We start from the raw sequence: 14955 nt of genomic DNA, 5'->3' as shown, positions 1-14955 counted from the left end.
CGCTTACAGGTGAACCACTACCTTAGGCAGCGATTGCTTGAGTCGCTCGACACCCTGCGGTGTGATTTGCGTTTGCCGGGCATCGATCATCTCGAGGTCTTTCAGTTCGGCAAGTTTCAGCAGACCTGCATCGGTAATCTGCGTGGCAGCGATTCGAAGGACCTTCAGGTGTTGCAGGTAGCTGATCTCTTTCAGGCCGCTATCGGTGATCCGGCTGCCACTGATATCGAGCTCTTCCAACGCGGTCAGTTGACCCACAGTTCGCAAGGCTGTGTCGTCCACCGTGGGTGTCGCAATGCCCAAGTCTCTCAGTTCTTTGCAGTCCTTCAGGTACGAAACGCCGCGACTGGAAACATTCGTCATCGATACATCAAGCCACCGCAACTTGGTAAACGTTCCGATATGCGGCATCACTTCATCGTTGAACGCAGTGAACATGGATAGGAACAAATCGGTCGTTGGTCCTCCTGCCGGCAACGCATAAACGTCTTCCGGAGAAATTCCCAGCGAGAGCTTATAGATCCTGTCTAGCTCCTGCAAACCGCTGACTCCCAGCTTCTGCGGCAACGTGTTCAGGCTGTCATCCTGCTTGTAGATACTGACTAGATAGCCGATGAACCCTTCGCGATACTTGCCGTCACTCGAGTCGAGGAACGTATGTGCCATGCCGGCCGACTGGCTGTAGATCGCGGCGATATCGGGGCTTTTTTGGATATCTTCACGCCCCATTGCAACCATGTTGGCAATCGGAACATAGAACTCACCAATCAGAAGGCGGTTCCGGGCATATTGCAGCCGCGTTGCATCGACACCGCCCAGCGTGACATACCCGTCAAAGATCCGTAGCGATTCCATGTACATCGCTACCCCTTCGATTGTCCAGAAGTTGAAGTTCAGTCCAACATCTTTCGAGGCTGAGCGATACTCCTGAAACAACTGATGTGTCACTTCATGATGCCAAGTCGCGTGAGCCGCTTCGCTTTCGTCGTGGAAGAGGTACACCTTTTCTTCGTCGAACTGGTAGATGCCCAGCGTGATGCCAATTCGCGGCTGGACCTGTTCCAGGTAATTGACGTACTCGCCGCGTGATTTGAATAGTACGACCTCAAACTTCTTTCGTACCGGACTCGGAGTTCCCCCGTCGAAGTAACCAGCCAGTTGGAGCTCGTTACTCCAGTAGCTGAAGAACATTTGCTCCCAGGCCGAATAGACAACCTCCAGCCGCTCACCCAGCTTCAGGCCTTCCGACTCGCTGAGATTGGTCATGATTTGAAAATGGGGTGTATCAATCTGCCAGAACGTCTTTGCTGGCCAGCCGAATTTGGGATGTTCGTACCGCGGTTGCTTGGCCCGCGTCACCACGCCAGGGCGACGCCACGTACCGTTGACGTTGGTATACCCCAGGATTCGCCGCGCGTCGGCGTGATCGGGGTTCTCGCGAAGCACTTCATGCAGTGTCTGATATGACTTGGCTCCCTGCTTGGCGATCAATAGTTCCTGAGCATGCTTGTACAAAGCATTGGCGTGCTCATTGCGGATTGTACGGAACTTCTGATACCAAAACTGCACCAACTGCGAGGCCTCGTCGTCCGGCTGAAGTGGGTCGGTTTCCGGTACCAGGTAAAAAACGTTTGCCCTGCCGTAGGTGGGAACGATCCACTTGCGAGTTGCTTCGGCTTGGGCCGGCAGCTTGACCTCGTCGCACTTGGCTGCCAACTCGTTCAGCTGCGTCTGAAACCGCGCATCGGTCTCGACCCGCGACGGCGCTTCGGCTTGCATCGTCACGGCGGAGAGAATCAGGATGGCGGCGGTGGTAAGTTGCACAGGATTGCCAGGGAAATAGTGAGGGACTGCTTGCTAATACTCTAGTGTGATGTCAAACGGGCAATCTTGCCAACTTCTGGCCCCGGCGCACGAAAAAACCGAGCCGGAATATACGTCTAGCTCGGTTTGTTTCGTTTGTAGCGATTAGCGGGAAAGCCCCTCTTCCTAACCCTGTCCCCTCAGAGGAGAGGGGGCAGGAATTGGTCGAAGCTCTCTCCATTGAGAGGGCTTATTGGGCTTATTGCTTTTCTTTGTCGAAAGCGGAGTCGAATGCCACGTCGCTGGGTGAGAAGTCGATGCTGCGGACGAACTCGCACGACTCTTCCGCACCGTGCAGGCGATCCATGCCGCTGTCTTCCCATTCGATGCTTAGCGGGCCACTGTACTTGATGTCGTTCAGGGCACGGATGATTTCTTCAAAGTTCACGCCGCCATGGCCTGGGCTGCGGAAGTTCCAACCACGGCGATGATCGCCGAAGTCGATGTGGCTGCCCAGGATACCACTACGACCGTTGAGCGTCGTGATGGCGTCCTTGATGTGCACATGGTAGATGCGATCGGGGAAGTAGCGAATGAATTCCACTGGGTCGATCCCTTGCCACAGCAGGTGGCTAGGATCGAAGTTAAAGCCGAATTCTTCGCGGTGGCCGATCGCGTCGAGGGCCTTTTCAGCGCTGTAAATGTCGAACGCGATTTCGGTCGGGTGGACTTCCAGGCCGAACTTAACCCCGCATTCGCCGAAGACATCCATGATCGGGTTCCAGCGATCGGCGAACAGCTTAAAGCCGTCTTCGATCATCTTCGGAGGAACCGGTGGGAAGCTGTACAGCAGGTGCCAGATGCTGCTGCCGGTGAAACCGTTGACGACCGGTACACCAAACTTCTGGGCAGCACGGGCAGCGTTCTTTACCGCCTCGGCAGCACGATCGTTCACGCTGGCCGGATCGCCATCGCCCCAAACCGAGTCAGGCAGAATCGACTTGTGGCGTTCGTCGATGATGTCGCACACCGCCTGGCCGCAGAGGTGGGTGCTGATCGACCAGCAGCCCAGGTCGAATTTGTCCAACTGCTCCCGCTTCTTGTCGCAGTAGTCATCTTCGGTCACGGCGCGGTCCACTTCAAAGTGGTCCCCCCAGCAAGCTAGTTCGAGACCGTCAAAGCCAAAACCCTTCATGGTCTTGGCCAAATCGTCCAGTTTCATATCGGCCCATTGGCCGGTGAACATCGTGACTGCGCGAGCCATGCTGTGCTCCTTTGCGGGGGTGAAAAACGCGTCGGTGGATTGTCAGTGGAAAATCATGGGAAACGACAGAACCGGTATTTTGTCCCTTTGGGTAGTTCGTTGCAACCACTCAGAGAGCGCCGGTAAGGGAATTCCAAGGGTAGCGATTCTGCCAATTCCCCGGCTGCGCACTTAGCGGGTGCTACAATTGAAGCGTGGACGAGAACCGAAAGGGAACCTGGCATGACACAACTGCGCACGCTTTTAACCACCTTGATCCTCTTTGCGATTCCGGCGGCAGCCTTGGCCGACCATCGCGTATCTCTGGAAGTAATCACCGAGAAAGGTCTGTCGATCACGGCCCTGCAAGAGTGGACACGCCTGCTGGACAGCAAAGGGGCCGACTCGGTCAAACTACGCACCGGCCGCGAAGGGGAAGGGGTGGGCATCGAGGAAGTCAATCTCGGTCGAAGTCAATCGTATCGCGTGACGGCCATCCTCGGCCGCGATCAAACGCTGCACATGCCTGACGGCAAACGTTTTACCAAACGCAACTTGGGGGAATTGCCGCAGTGGTTCCGACGCATCAAAGTGGGGGGCGAAGATGAACTAATGCGCCAGCCAGAAAGCGATGGAATGACGCGTGCCGAACGCAGTGAAGTCCTGGCGAAGCTTTCCAAGCCGCTCGATTTCAACACAAAAGACCAACCCTTGGCCGAAACGCTAGCCGCGGTCCGCGAACGGACTGGACTCAACTTCGATGCTTCTCCGGCGACAATTGCTCGCGTGAAAACCCTCAAAGCGAAGGACGAGCTCAATGGGTTTTGTGCTGGGACTGCGATGGCGATCCTGCTTCGCGAGCATGGATTGATCGTTGTGCCCAAACGAGAAGTGGGGGGAACCGTCAATCTACACGTGCTGCCGATGGGTGTCAGTAACGATGCCTGGCCAATCGGTCAACCACTGACCAAGAGCCCGGCCGATACGTGTCCGGTCCTGTTTCAATTCATCGAGGTCGAAATCAATCGAACGCCGCTCGAGAAAGCCCTCGGGGCGATCGGGCCTCGTCTGAAGACCGCTATCTTCTTCGATCACTACAAGATCGAACAGGATAACATCGATACCAGTGTCGACGTTCGCTTTCCGAAAGACAAAACGTTCTACAAGAAGATTCTCGACCACATCCTCTACCAGGCGTTTCTAGGAGTTGACCTGAAAGTCGACGAAGCTGGGCAGCCGTTTCTGTGGATTACTTCTGCCAAGCGTGGCTAAGTCAGTCGAAAAGCCTGGCAGGCTCTCCAGGTGCGCGTATAAAATGACGCAGTAGTGCGGTCGGAACTTTTCGTCGGTCGCTGGATGTACATCCTCTATCTTTCAACGTGTGTGCTCATGACTTGCCGGCTTTCCTCGATGTTTCGCTTTTCCTGGTTCCTGTTGCTGGTGGGCCTTGGCTGGCAAACGCTATGTGCTGCCGAACTTTCTGCCTGGAAGAAACAGGGGGACAACGAGAGCTACTTCATCGATAGTGGCAGTGGAAAGTGGTTGGAGGTCGATGCCAAGGGAGGCTCGATTCGCTTTGAAGAGTTGCAGCGTAAAGAGAACGGCGTCGAGATTATCGACCGTAGACGGCAAATCAAAATCTGGCTCAAGCCGAACCAGGCCGAACTATCGGTTGGCGGAGGTCCCTATCAACGTTGGGTAACCGGTGATTGGGCCAAAGCCGATACCTTGCCGGAGTTCGCCAAGATCTCGCCAATCGATCACAAGGTACGTCTGATCTACTTCGTTCCAACCGATCGCGAGCCCAAGCCAGGCTACCGCGAAAAGATCAATACACTAATGCATTTCGTGAACGAGACGTACAAGTACGAGTTCCGCCGCCGTGGTCTGCCAGATCGTGGCCTCGTCTTTCAAACTGACGACGAAGGAACCCCGATCGTACACCTGGTACGGGGTAAGCATCCGGCAAAGTATTACAACGGCGCGCCAAACTACGATCCTTACTTCCAACTAAGGCAGTTGAAACCAGAGATCCCGCGGAGCATCGGCTCGGAGTCGACCCATCTGGTGATCACCTTCGCCGAAACGTACGATGACGGCCCGCACATATTTGAATGGCCAGGTGGTATCGCGCTGGGTGGCTGGCGTTCGGCCGATGGGGGCACGGCCAATTTCTCGGCCTGGGTGCTGCAAGATATGTTCTGCGCGACAACTATTGCCGAGCAGGAAAAGCTTTTTCAAGATCCCACACCCATCGAAGGTCGCACGGCCTTGGGTAATGGACGCCCGAACTCTCCGCGATATGAATTCATCGAAGATGGCTTCGGTGCCGTAATTCATGAAGTGGGGCACGCGCTAGGGCTGCCGCACGATCAGCGCGACGATCGTCACTATATTATGGGGAACGGATTTCGAAAGATGAAAGAGAACCTCAGCCCGGACACACCGGTCTCGGGCCGAGCCCGTTTCTCCGACGCCAATACCGGCATCCTGGCCTCGTCGCGGCTTTTGAATCCTGAGGTCGACTTGGCCGACAACGCTGGGCCACAGTTGGAAGTGAAGCTGGAACCAACCGACAAGCCGAGCATCTACCAGGTAAGCATCCAGGCCAAAGACGATCGCGGCGTGAAGGCCGTCCTCTACTACGACGACGTTCGCGGAAGCGTTGTCGACGGGAAGCCACTGGAAGGAGTCGAGGACGAAGACCAACGCACGTTGGAACTAAGGGCGGACGACCAAAAGAAAGAAGTTCGCCTGCAGGTCAAAGTGATCGACCAAGGGGGAAACATCATCACGGTTCAAGCCGTCCGGCCGACATCCTGACTACCATCGACCGGGACGAAAGTCAGGACCGAAGCCCGAACCGTATCCGTATCCGCCGAAGCCAAATCCTCGGAATTCACTGCGTGGAAGTGCCGAGCGATCGTGCCGTGTGTAAACGTTCTGTGTAGCTGGTACGGTTTGCTGGACACTGCGTCCTCGCCATGCACGCCGCCAGGCAGCTTCGGTATTGGATACTAACAAGACGCTCGCGATCAAGGTGGCGAAAGCAAGAGGGGTGCGGATCAACGTAAATCTCCTCAAAGGTGAGATGCTTCGTATGGAAAAAGAGCGGCACTCTCCCGAAGGAAAGCGTCGCCCTGAGTGAGGTCTGATTCGCGTCACTTAGAAGCCTACGCGGAAGCTCACGCCGGGCCCGTAGCTGTAACCATAGCTATAGCCGTATCCTGGATAACCGTAGTAGCCATAAGTGCTTACAGGGCGGTAGTAATAACGTGGTGCGTAGTTGTAACCTGGGGCACCGTAGGCCGGGCCATAGTAATGGCTCCGGTAGTAGGGACCACCGTAGTAAGTGGTCACGCGACCGGGGTAATTGTAGTAGCCGTAATTCGCGACGTAGGGTCGGTAGTAGCGGCGACCACCGGCATCGGCCTGCGAGGTCGAGACAAACATCATTCCGCCGATCAGAACAGCGGCCAACAGCAGAGTACGGAACATGGCTTTATTCCTCTGAGAAGCCAGGAAGATGATTGGAAACTCCCTCTCTGCCATTGTTACGCTCATCGCATCGAGAGCCAAGAAGCAACTTTTCAAATCGACTTGAATCACAACGAAAAAAAGACACCGCGCTGCCACATGGTCAACGCGGTGTCTTCTCAGTTTTCAATAGGCGGTTGGCTTAACGGCAAACACCATTGGCGCAACCGGTGCTTTGGCTGGGGTAGCTGGTAGTGCCGCACGACGTCGAGGTGCAGCCGCTTGAGTAACCACTGCTATAGCAGCCGCCTTGGTTACAGCTTCCGTAATTGGTCGTTGCACATCCACGATAGTGGTGATTGCCACAACGGCGATGACGCCAACCAGCTTCGCTCACCGAAACCAGCGACAAACAAACCAACAACGCGACGGTCATAAGCAACGCTCGGACCATAAAATCCCTCCGTAGGTGCATGAAAAAAGGTGGGTCGTGAAGCATCATCACGGGCGACATTCCATAAGCCGACCGGCGATGCTTGGGGTAAGGTGAATTCCTTTAAGCCAACAGTATGCGCGACTGGTGGAAAGGAAAGTGCCCTCACTAACATTTGCCAATCAATTGCGCGATTGACGCCGGAGGATGCGGTAAGCCGATCGCCCCTCTATTGACCTCTGTGAGTGGTAATTGGGGTCAAGGACAGAGATAGGGGGAACCCCGTTGAGGAATGTCGGGCAGTTCTTCCACCCGTTGGAAATAGAAGTCGATCAGTTGGTTGTCCCCTAGCACGCCAGAAGGAGGCGTATTCGAGCGTACCATCACCCGGTAGGCCCCATCGCGCAATAGCAGTGTCTGCTCTTCGGGACACTCGACATTCCAGTCCAGCAAGTCGTAAAGGTCGCGGAAGCAAACCTTTCCGCCAATGCAGCGAAATGGCAGCGTCAGGCTGAACTCGTGTTGCTCGGCACACATCGCCGGTTTTCCACGCTGCACACGCAACCGAAAAGTACCAGGCGTCCCGGTGCAGAAGCCCACGATCGACCCAGCACGCACGTGCCGTCGCACGTCGGGGACGTTCGTATAGTGGACACTTAAGTAGTCGTCCCCCGGTTCGATGTGCGCAGCATTGTGGGGGGAATAGAAAATGATGCCCAGTCCAGCCGTTTCTAGCTGAATGGACTTAACGGTCGAATCCACGAAATTGCCGCCCCCGATGGTCTTGCCTGATATTACTGACTGGCCGAAACGTTCTCTATTTTAAAAGCCGCTTCATGGCTGACGCAACGCCGAGGGCCACTTCGGCCATGCGCGCGTAATCGAGCGTATCCGGAGTATCGCTGGCCTGGTGATAGTTCGGGTTCCGCACGAACGCTGTATCGGTGAGCATCAGGGCAGGATAACCTTGTTCCCAGAAGGCCCGGTTGTCGCTCATAAAGATGAATTCAAATCGATCCGGCAATGGCAGCGCCCACACTGGTAATCGTGAGCCCCGTTTGAATCCGCGATGAAACTGATACGCGAGTTTCCACGAATCCAGATTCCCAAGTGCCGCCAGGAAGTTGCCTCGCTTGGGCAATGGCCAGGTCAGCCACTTGGGGATCTCCTCGGGGTAGGGCTGCGACCCAGGCTCATCCTTGAAGTACCCTACCATCTCCAGGCATAGCATTCCGACGATATCGTCTCCGCGCTGTTTCGCCGTGCGAGCATGATGCTGACTCCCCATCGAATCGACATTAAAGTAGGGAGGCTCTTCACAGGCAAACGCAACATACCGCGCCGTCCGTTTTCCGACATGGTCTTTCAACAGTCGACTTACCTCCAGCAGAACTGCTACCGCAGAAGCATTGTCGTCAGCGCCAGGCGTCGCCAGAACCGTATCGTAATGTGCCCCCAGCACGACGATCTCTTCCGCGCGAGAAGTTCCTGGTGTTTCGACGACGAAGTTCGTGGCGATGTCGGACAATGCATTGAAAGGTTCCTCTTGGATGTCGTAACCCATCTGAGACCATTGCTGACGCAAGTAACCCGTGGTGGCATCCATCGAGCCAGCTTTGCGAAAGCATCGCGGACCGATTAGGCTTGCCAGGCAGTCGACATGTCGAAACAGCCGCTGCTGCAGGGCCTGTTTGTCTTCGTGGTTCATCTTGCTGCTACGAAACATCTATCGCCGCCAGAATTGCCACCACTTGCTCGTTGCCCGGTCATGGTCCAAATGATGAAACCGTTCTTTCCCTTCACCGGGTAGCGCGTCGTGAAACGAGAACCCGGTGATCCTCCGAGCCGTTTCGATGGGAACTTCCATAGTGCAGTCGACCAGTTGGTTCGATTGATCCATCGCGGCTTGTTCGCCAGCGTACCACTGGCGGATTTCATCGACCATCGTAGGCAGCTTGCCCGACGCTTCTAAGTGATGACGCCCTGCTTGAAGCTGGCTGTCGTGGGTCACTTCCCACGCCAGCTTGCCGTTGGTCCAGAAAGAAGTGCTAGCGTACATGATGTTCTCTTCTACGGCGCACGTCACCAGTTCGCACCGCTTCGATAGCCTCCGCAGGCGACGCGTGTTGGCATAGTCGCATCGCTCGGAGACGACCAGATACCAGCCGGCAGGAAGCAAGATGCCAGAGAGATTGCCGTCAGGGAATCCTTCATACGTTTCTCCCGAAGTCAATCCCAGGTCGCGCCGCGTATCGTCAGGCGACCTACCTGAAACAGCCAACCACGAATAGGCAGAACTCACGGTGCCGACTCCCTTCCAAGCGTTGTGAATATAGCTCACGCGTTTGATGATAGAGAAAGCCAACGTAAATGGGAATCAGAGAAAACGAAACTTCACTCTGGCGACTCTTCCGGCACAGGGAACGCTCCAATGGCGCGCACTCCGCTGTCGTCGATGCGGAAGACTTCGGTCGTGATCGAATACGGACTGCGGGTATATTCCCGCACCACCACGTGGCCTACGCGTTGGGTGAGTCCCTGATGCTGGGCACCCCACATGTAAAGGAAGTCGCGGTCCGGTAGCACGGCCATGACGGGCCAGCCGAGTTTCTCTTCGACGAGCTGACGCAGGTTCGGCGCTAGGATCAGAGCGGCTTTGAAGGGCAGCGCCGTTACCAGGTAACCCAATGCCGCGTCATCAACGCTTTGGGCTTCCAGAGTCGCCTCTTCCACCTCGCGGGCAAGATTGGCAAACGCCCGCTCGCCAGCTTCTTCTAGAGACAGGCCAAGTGTTTCCAGGATGCTCGGCGTGACCCAAGTGATCATCGTGCCGCACTCGGAAAGATGAACGAGCACGCGGTCGACTACGTCGCTGACCGCCACGCAATAGTCGGCCTTCTCCTGGTAGTCGTTCGGTTCGAGCGTCCAGTAAAGACGCTCGGCCGCATAGTCCCTATCGGTGGTCTGGGCCGATGCGAGCATCGTATCAACAAAGCGGGCCACGCGATCGGCATCGACACCGTCGGCTAGTTCCAGCTCGAGATTCGCGAGGCTGATCGTCAATTGGTTTTCGTCAACCGAAAACAGGTAACAGCCAGAATCGGGATCAATTTCAAATGAGAACCCACGCTCAGTGAGTTCCCGTTCAAATTGTTCGCGGACGCTCATATTCTAAATCGAACAATAGAGTTAATAGCCAATGATAAGAATCCCTTTTAGCGGAAGAGAGAGGCGATTGCTCGCATACAGCGTATTAAAAAAACGCACAACGCGTTCGAAATCTTTCATTCCCCTATATTGATTTCGAACCGCGATTGCGAGGTAGAGCACATCATGCATCATGCATGCTTGGAACAGGTCTTTCAGGAACTGGTTGTTTACCACGGCGCGACCAGCTTCAACTTCAATCACAAAACCTTCAGGCTGATGATATGCATCGGCATCAAATGACTTTTCAAGGCGGCCGTTGTACCCAAAAAGAACCGGGACCTGAATTTTCTCGGAACTCTTCTTACCGGTTTCAACTTTGAATCCAAGTGAAACAAGCCTTGGAGCAACGATTTCGAGTACCTCGTTGCTTTTGAGTTCATTGTTCGTCGAATCAATCTCGGTAGCAACTGATTCAAACGCGGAGACAACTGAAACGATCAGCTTATCTGGCTTGCTGGATTTTGGGAAATACAACCAGTTAATCATTGAGCACCGAGTGGTTCGCTTACAGCAAGTCGTCCAGTTGATCGACCAGGCTCTCGAAATGACTCAGGGCCATATCGACCGGCTTGGGGCTTTCCATGTCGACGCCTGCATCTCGCAGGAGGTCCAGCGGATACTTCGAGCAGCCACCCTTGAGGAACGATAGGTAATCGTCCAGTTCGGCCTTGCCGCCGTTGAGCACCCGCATGCTTAGGGCGATCGCCGCCGACAAGCCGGTCGCGTACTTGTAAACGTAGAACGCGCGGTAGAAGTGTGGGATGCGGAGGCATTCCAGCTTCAGTTGCGGGTCGATCACGAAGTCCGGACCGAAGTAACGTTCCAAGAGGCCTTGGTAGACTTCCTGCAGCGACTTCGAGGTAAGGGGTTCGCCTGCTTCGCACATTGCATGGGTGATCTTCTCGAACTCGGCGAACATCGTCTGGCGAATGATCGTGCCGCGGATGGCGTCGATATCGCGATTGATGAGATAGGCCCGTTCAAGATCGGTGTTGGCGTTCTCTTGCAGGTGCTGGCTGAGCAGCTGCTCGTTGAACGTACTGGCCACTTCCGCCACGAAGATTACGTAGTTGTAGTACTGATACGGCTGGCTCTTCGACGAGTAGTAGCTATGCATTGAGTGCCCGGCCTCGTGAGCGAGGGTGAACACGTCGTCCAGCACGTCTGGCTTATAGTTCATCAGGATGAACGGAGCCGCATCGAAGCTACCGCAGCTGAACGCACCACTCTGCTTGCCGGCGTTGGGGTAACGATCGCACCAGCGAGCCTTGGTAAGGCCATCGTGCAGCACGTCGCAGTATTCAGGACCGAGGGGAATCATGGCATTCATGATCACCTCGACTGCCTGGTCCCAGGTATGCTTCGTCTTGACGTTGCTCAAGATCGGCACGTAGGTATCGTAGTGGCGGATGTCCTTCAGCTTCATCTTCCGGCGACGCAGTTCGAAGTAGCGATGCACGGCTGGCAGATGATTGTGGACCGAATTGATCAGGTTATCGTAAACCGACTCGGGAATGTTGTCGGCATAGAGGGCTTGGCCGCGAGCGCTGTCGTAGCCGCGAACCTTGGCGTAGTAGACGTCTTTCTGGATCGAACCGGAAAGGGTCGCGGCAAGGGTGTTCTCGTGCCCCTCGAATTGTGCGTAGTACTGCTCGAAGGCCTTCTTGCGAACCTTGCGATCGGGACTAAGCAGGAATTCCATCAACGTCGAGTTGGTCAGTTCCTGCTCTTCCCCATTTTCGTTCTTAACGGTACCGAACTTCATGTCGGCATCCAGCAGTTGACGGAACGCTTTGCCAGCGGCTCCGGCCATTTCGCTTTGCATGGCCAGGATGCGTTCTTCCTTCTTGCCGAGCGTGTACTTCTTGTAACGCGTCATGCGTTCCAGGACCAGGCGATACCCTTTAAGGACCGGATCGTCCATCAGTTCCTGAAGACGCTTGCCGGGAATCGCTTGGATCTCGGGAGCGATGTAGCTGGCGGCTTGGGCAAGCTTGCTGGCCACCGCTTGAAAGCGAGCCATGCGGCGTTGGCTTTCGTCGTTGGCCTGATCTTCGGTCGTACGAAGGAACGCATAAACGCCCAGCTTCTCGCCGAGGCGATCGACTTCCGAATCGAACTTCAAACAGGCCAGCAGTTCCTTGGCTCCCTTGGCGAGCGTGCCGCGGAACTTGTCGAAGCCTTCTTCCTTCTTGGCCAGCTTTTTGAAGTCCTTCTCCCACGCTTCGCTATCGGGATACAGGCTGCTCAAATCCCAGGTATCGTTGGTGGCGACCTCGTCGCGCGTGAGGAGCTTTTTGACAGACTTCTTAGCTGCTTTGGCAGTCGTAGCCATATTGGTTCCTTCTCCGGTTTCTCTAGTCGCTAATCTCGAAGGCAATCGTACCGCGTAGAAGCGTACGGATAAAGATTAGGTTGGGGTTGAGTAAGAAGTGTGAAGTGGTCAGTTTTCAGTGACAGAGAGGGGAGAAACGACCGTGGATTACGCGGATGGGTGCGGATAAGAAGTCTAATGGGTGGTAAGTGACGACAAGAAAACGGGCATCAATGATGCCCGATCCTTTTCCGCAATCATCCGCGGTTGATCAACATGCCTACCACTGGAAGACGGTCGTACCCCAGGACAACCCGGCACCGAAGCCGCATAGCAGGATTTTTTCGCCACGGTGGATCAATCCTTTTTGCATGGCTTCGTCGAGCACCAGCGGGACACTGCCGGCCGACGTGTTGCCGTATTGGTCTAAGTTGACCACCATTTTCTCGCGTGGGAAGCCGAGGTTTTCGCAGGCCGCGTCGATGATGCGGACGTTGGCCTGATGCAGCAGAACAAGTGAGATGTCGTCAGGAGTGAGGTGGGCGTCGTACAGGACGTCGCGGATCGAATCTTCGATCACCCGCACAGCCCACTTAAAGACGCTGCGGCCATCCATGTAGAGGTACTGTTTGCCTTCAGCGATGCCTTGCTGGGTAAGTGGTTCACGCGAGCCACCCCCCGGCACGCATAGCAGTGGACCACCGTCCCCTTCGCTTCCCAGGGTGTAGGAAAGCATGCCGTGGTCTTCACTGGCCGGGCCGAGGATGACGGCACCCGCTCCGTCGCCGAACAGCGGGTAGGTCTTCTTGTCTTCAGGATTCGAGATCCGCGACAGCAGATCGGCCCCGACGACCAGTGCCCGGCGGCTGGTCCCCGTTTTGATGAACTGGGCGGCGGTAATCATCGCGTACAGAAAGCCCGCACAGGCCGCACTCACGTCCATGGCCGCGGCGCGAATGCCCAGGCGTTCCTGCAAGCGGCAGGCGGTGGACGGAGTGGCCGAGTCTGGCGTGAACGTACCGACCACGATCAGGTCGATCTCATCGGTTTCGATACCGGCCGACTTGATCGCCGCGATGGCCGCTTCGTAGGCCATGTCGCTGGTAGCGATATTGGCCGGAGCGTGACGACGTTCGCGAATCCCGGTGCGCTGAATGATCCATTCAGGATCGCACCCGAGCGACGAGAGGTCTTCGTTAGGAACGACCTTCTCAGGAACGTAGCTACCGGTACCGAGAATCTGAAAGCCCATCAACGAACGAAGATGACTGCGTCCAGAGGGAACTGGGCGAGATGTCGTTTCGGTGCGGGGAGAGGAATTGGGTTGCGCCGTCGCCATGCTTTCGTTTCGTGAGGGAAGCTCGTACCAGGAAAAGGATTAATGTAGCAGAAATCCCCCAGGTTCTCATGCCTATTTCAGTTGCCAGATGAGTGAATCTGTGGGAACTACTGTCTAGCAATTATAGAAGTTCCGCTCGCAAGGCCACCGGGTCGACGAACACAGGCCCATCGAATGGGGTAGGGAACACGGCTACTTTCAATCGCATCCGCACCAGCTTGTCGACCCAGCGTTCGTTGAAACTGGAGAGCTTGATCATTTTAGGGGAGTGTTGTCGCCATTTATCCGTAGCGCAAAGGCGGGCATGTTGTTCATCGGGCCAGACGACCAGCCCTTTTTTTCCGTCGCCGTCGGTTTCTTCCGCCCAACCATCGACGTACAGCCCCCACATCTCTTGCGATTCGCTGACCTTGTTGATGAACATCTGCAGACGATCTGGACCACTTAAATCGACCGCTCCGGCAAATCTGCCTGAGGACATAAGACCACTCCCGAATGACTGTTCCGATTGGCAATGAAAAGAGAGGCGGAAGGAACCAATGTACTGCCGATGGCGACTCGTTCGAATGACTCGAACCGCGATCTGCATGAAGGTGTCCTTCTGTTGATTCAGCGCAACTGGAACCTCTTCACGGTTGGCCGAAGCAAACTGCCTGACTGAAATGATAACGAAAATCTGTCGTGAATTCACCCATGTCGGTGGTACAGAGATCCCTGCTAGGGCCAGGATCCATGTTGCTCAGGTGGCTATTCGCGACGTAGGAGTTTTCCTTGGCTCAAAACCTCAAACGAGCTCGCCGAGCGTGGATTGCTGTGGCGTCGGAATAGGATTCGGACTACGCGTTGCGTTGTGTCTGAGCCCATGCAGATGTTTGACGATCGCGTTGACCATAAGACCTGATTTCATCACGGTGTGTTGCCGCGATGAGCGAGGGGAAACCAAGATCAGGCTGTCCGCAGTTACCGAGCTTGATGCCAGGCAGCCGACTTGGGTGATGACGAGACCAGTGAGACGAAGTGCCGATTTTGCGGAGTTTTTTTTGATACATGACCCCCGACAGGAGGTCATAGAGCATTGGCCCCACCTGCCGATGGCGTACCTTAAAGGTGGGGATAGTGGGCCATTTTGTGTCCCA

At 55.5% G+C, this 14955-nt stretch carries 15 protein-coding genes; 2 read left to right on the top strand and 13 right to left on the bottom strand.

The window, feature by feature from the left end:
• Window positions 1–3: 3 nt before the first annotated feature.
• Together C5Y96_RS06725 and C5Y96_RS06720 are read right to left on the bottom strand one after the other, a co-directional pair.
• On the bottom strand, window positions 4–1824 hold the full coding sequence (locus C5Y96_RS06725; RefSeq protein WP_105351231.1) for a leucine-rich repeat domain-containing protein: 1821 nt from the start codon (window positions 1822–1824) through the stop codon (window positions 4–6).
• A 238-nt stretch (window positions 1825–2062) separates the two neighbouring features.
• Window positions 2063–3067, bottom strand: coding sequence for a sugar phosphate isomerase/epimerase family protein (locus tag C5Y96_RS06720; RefSeq protein ID WP_105351229.1), 1005 nt, complete (start codon window positions 3065–3067; stop codon window positions 2063–2065).
• A 222-nt stretch (window positions 3068–3289) separates the two neighbouring features.
• On the opposite strand from C5Y96_RS06720, the gene C5Y96_RS06715 reads away from it, so the two are divergent.
• Both C5Y96_RS06715 and C5Y96_RS06710 read left to right on the top strand, forming a co-directional pair.
• Entirely contained in the window at window positions 3290–4318 is a 1029-nt protein-coding gene (locus C5Y96_RS06715; RefSeq protein WP_105351226.1) for a hypothetical protein, read from the top strand.
• A 138-nt stretch (window positions 4319–4456) separates the two neighbouring features.
• A complete protein-coding gene (locus C5Y96_RS06710; RefSeq protein ID WP_158261120.1) occupies window positions 4457–5869 on the top strand; it encodes a hypothetical protein in 1413 nt (470 codons plus the stop codon).
• Here the strand turns inward: C5Y96_RS06710 and C5Y96_RS27035 are convergent, their stop codons facing one another.
• From C5Y96_RS27035 to C5Y96_RS06665, 11 genes are all read right to left on the bottom strand, one after another.
• Window positions 5870–6115 (bottom strand): hypothetical protein, encoded by a 246-nt coding sequence (locus C5Y96_RS27035; RefSeq protein WP_146115545.1) that lies wholly within the window; start codon window positions 6113–6115, stop codon window positions 5870–5872.
• Window positions 6116–6211: 96 nt separating this feature from the next.
• A complete protein-coding gene (locus C5Y96_RS06705; RefSeq protein ID WP_105351222.1) occupies window positions 6212–6544 on the bottom strand; it encodes a hypothetical protein in 333 nt (110 codons plus the stop codon).
• Between the two features lie 181 nt (window positions 6545–6725).
• A complete protein-coding gene (locus C5Y96_RS27030) occupies window positions 6726–6977 on the bottom strand; it encodes a hypothetical protein (RefSeq protein ID WP_146115544.1) in 252 nt (83 codons plus the stop codon).
• 237 nt (window positions 6978–7214) lie between these two features.
• Window positions 7215–7718: a hypothetical protein gene (locus C5Y96_RS06700; protein ID WP_105351219.1), complete on the bottom strand. Its 504-nt coding sequence runs from the start codon at window positions 7716–7718 to the stop codon at window positions 7215–7217.
• A 55-nt stretch (window positions 7719–7773) separates the two neighbouring features.
• A complete protein-coding gene (locus C5Y96_RS06695) occupies window positions 7774–8682 on the bottom strand; it encodes a M28 family peptidase (RefSeq protein ID WP_409994412.1) in 909 nt (302 codons plus the stop codon).
• Window positions 8683–9258, bottom strand: a complete 576-nt coding sequence (locus C5Y96_RS06690) for a hypothetical protein (protein ID WP_105351217.1) — start codon at window positions 9256–9258, stop codon at window positions 8683–8685.
• Between the two features lie 92 nt (window positions 9259–9350).
• A complete protein-coding gene (locus C5Y96_RS06685; protein ID WP_105351214.1) occupies window positions 9351–10124 on the bottom strand; it encodes a hypothetical protein in 774 nt (257 codons plus the stop codon).
• A gap of 21 nt (window positions 10125–10145) precedes the next feature.
• The gene (locus C5Y96_RS06680) at window positions 10146–10652 is read right to left on the bottom strand and encodes a hypothetical protein (protein ID WP_105351212.1); all 507 of its coding nucleotides are present in this window, start codon (window positions 10650–10652) and stop codon (window positions 10146–10148) included.
• Window positions 10653–10671: 19 nt separating this feature from the next.
• Entirely contained in the window at window positions 10672–12501 is a 1830-nt protein-coding gene (pepF, locus tag C5Y96_RS06675; RefSeq protein ID WP_105351209.1) for an oligoendopeptidase F, read from the bottom strand.
• Window positions 12502–12760: 259 nt separating this feature from the next.
• Window positions 12761–13819 carry a beta-ketoacyl-ACP synthase III gene (locus C5Y96_RS06670; protein WP_105351207.1) on the bottom strand — a complete coding sequence of 353 codons (1059 nt, stop codon included), beginning with the start codon at window positions 13817–13819 and terminating at the stop codon, window positions 12761–12763.
• 121 nt (window positions 13820–13940) lie between these two features.
• Window positions 13941–14300 (bottom strand): DUF2750 domain-containing protein, encoded by a 360-nt coding sequence (locus C5Y96_RS06665; protein WP_158261119.1) that lies wholly within the window; start codon window positions 14298–14300, stop codon window positions 13941–13943.
• Between the last annotated feature and the right edge of the window lie 655 nt (window positions 14301–14955).

The organism is Blastopirellula marina (assembly GCF_002967715.1).
In the GTDB taxonomy this organism is placed as follows: domain Bacteria; phylum Planctomycetota; class Planctomycetia; order Pirellulales; family Pirellulaceae; genus Bremerella; species Bremerella marina_B.
The sequence above is the reverse complement of the archived record's forward strand: the minus strand, read 5'-3'. Positions and strand labels throughout refer to the sequence as shown.

Excerpts from the sequence above, each read along its gene's own strand:
- C5Y96_RS27030 (WP_146115544.1), bottom strand. The coding sequence starts at position 6,977 with ATGGTCCGAGCGTTGCTTATGACCGTCGCGTTGTTGGTTTGTTTGTCG.
- C5Y96_RS06680 (WP_105351212.1), bottom strand. The coding sequence starts at position 10,652 with ATGATTAACTGGTTGTATTTCCCAAAATCCAGCAAGCCAGATAAGCTG.
- C5Y96_RS06720 (WP_105351229.1), bottom strand. The coding sequence starts at position 3,067 with ATGGCTCGCGCAGTCACGATGTTCACCGGCCAATGGGCCGATATGAAA.
- pepF (WP_105351209.1), bottom strand. The coding sequence starts at position 12,501 with ATGGCTACGACTGCCAAAGCAGCTAAGAAGTCTGTCAAAAAGCTCCTC.
- C5Y96_RS06670 (WP_105351207.1), bottom strand. The coding sequence starts at position 13,819 with ATGGCGACGGCGCAACCCAATTCCTCTCCCCGCACCGAAACGACATCT.
- C5Y96_RS06705 (WP_105351222.1), bottom strand. The coding sequence starts at position 6,544 with ATGTTCCGTACTCTGCTGTTGGCCGCTGTTCTGATCGGCGGAATGATG.
- C5Y96_RS06685 (WP_105351214.1), bottom strand. The coding sequence starts at position 10,124 with ATGAGCGTCCGCGAACAATTTGAACGGGAACTCACTGAGCGTGGGTTC.
- C5Y96_RS06695 (WP_409994412.1), bottom strand. The coding sequence starts at position 8,682 with ATGTTTCGTAGCAGCAAGATGAACCACGAAGACAAACAGGCCCTGCAG.
- C5Y96_RS06665 (WP_158261119.1), bottom strand. The coding sequence starts at position 14,300 with ATGTCCTCAGGCAGATTTGCCGGAGCGGTCGATTTAAGTGGTCCAGAT.
- C5Y96_RS06710 (WP_158261120.1), top strand. The coding sequence starts at position 4,457 with ATGTTTCGCTTTTCCTGGTTCCTGTTGCTGGTGGGCCTTGGCTGGCAA.
- C5Y96_RS06715 (WP_105351226.1), top strand. The coding sequence starts at position 3,290 with ATGACACAACTGCGCACGCTTTTAACCACCTTGATCCTCTTTGCGATT.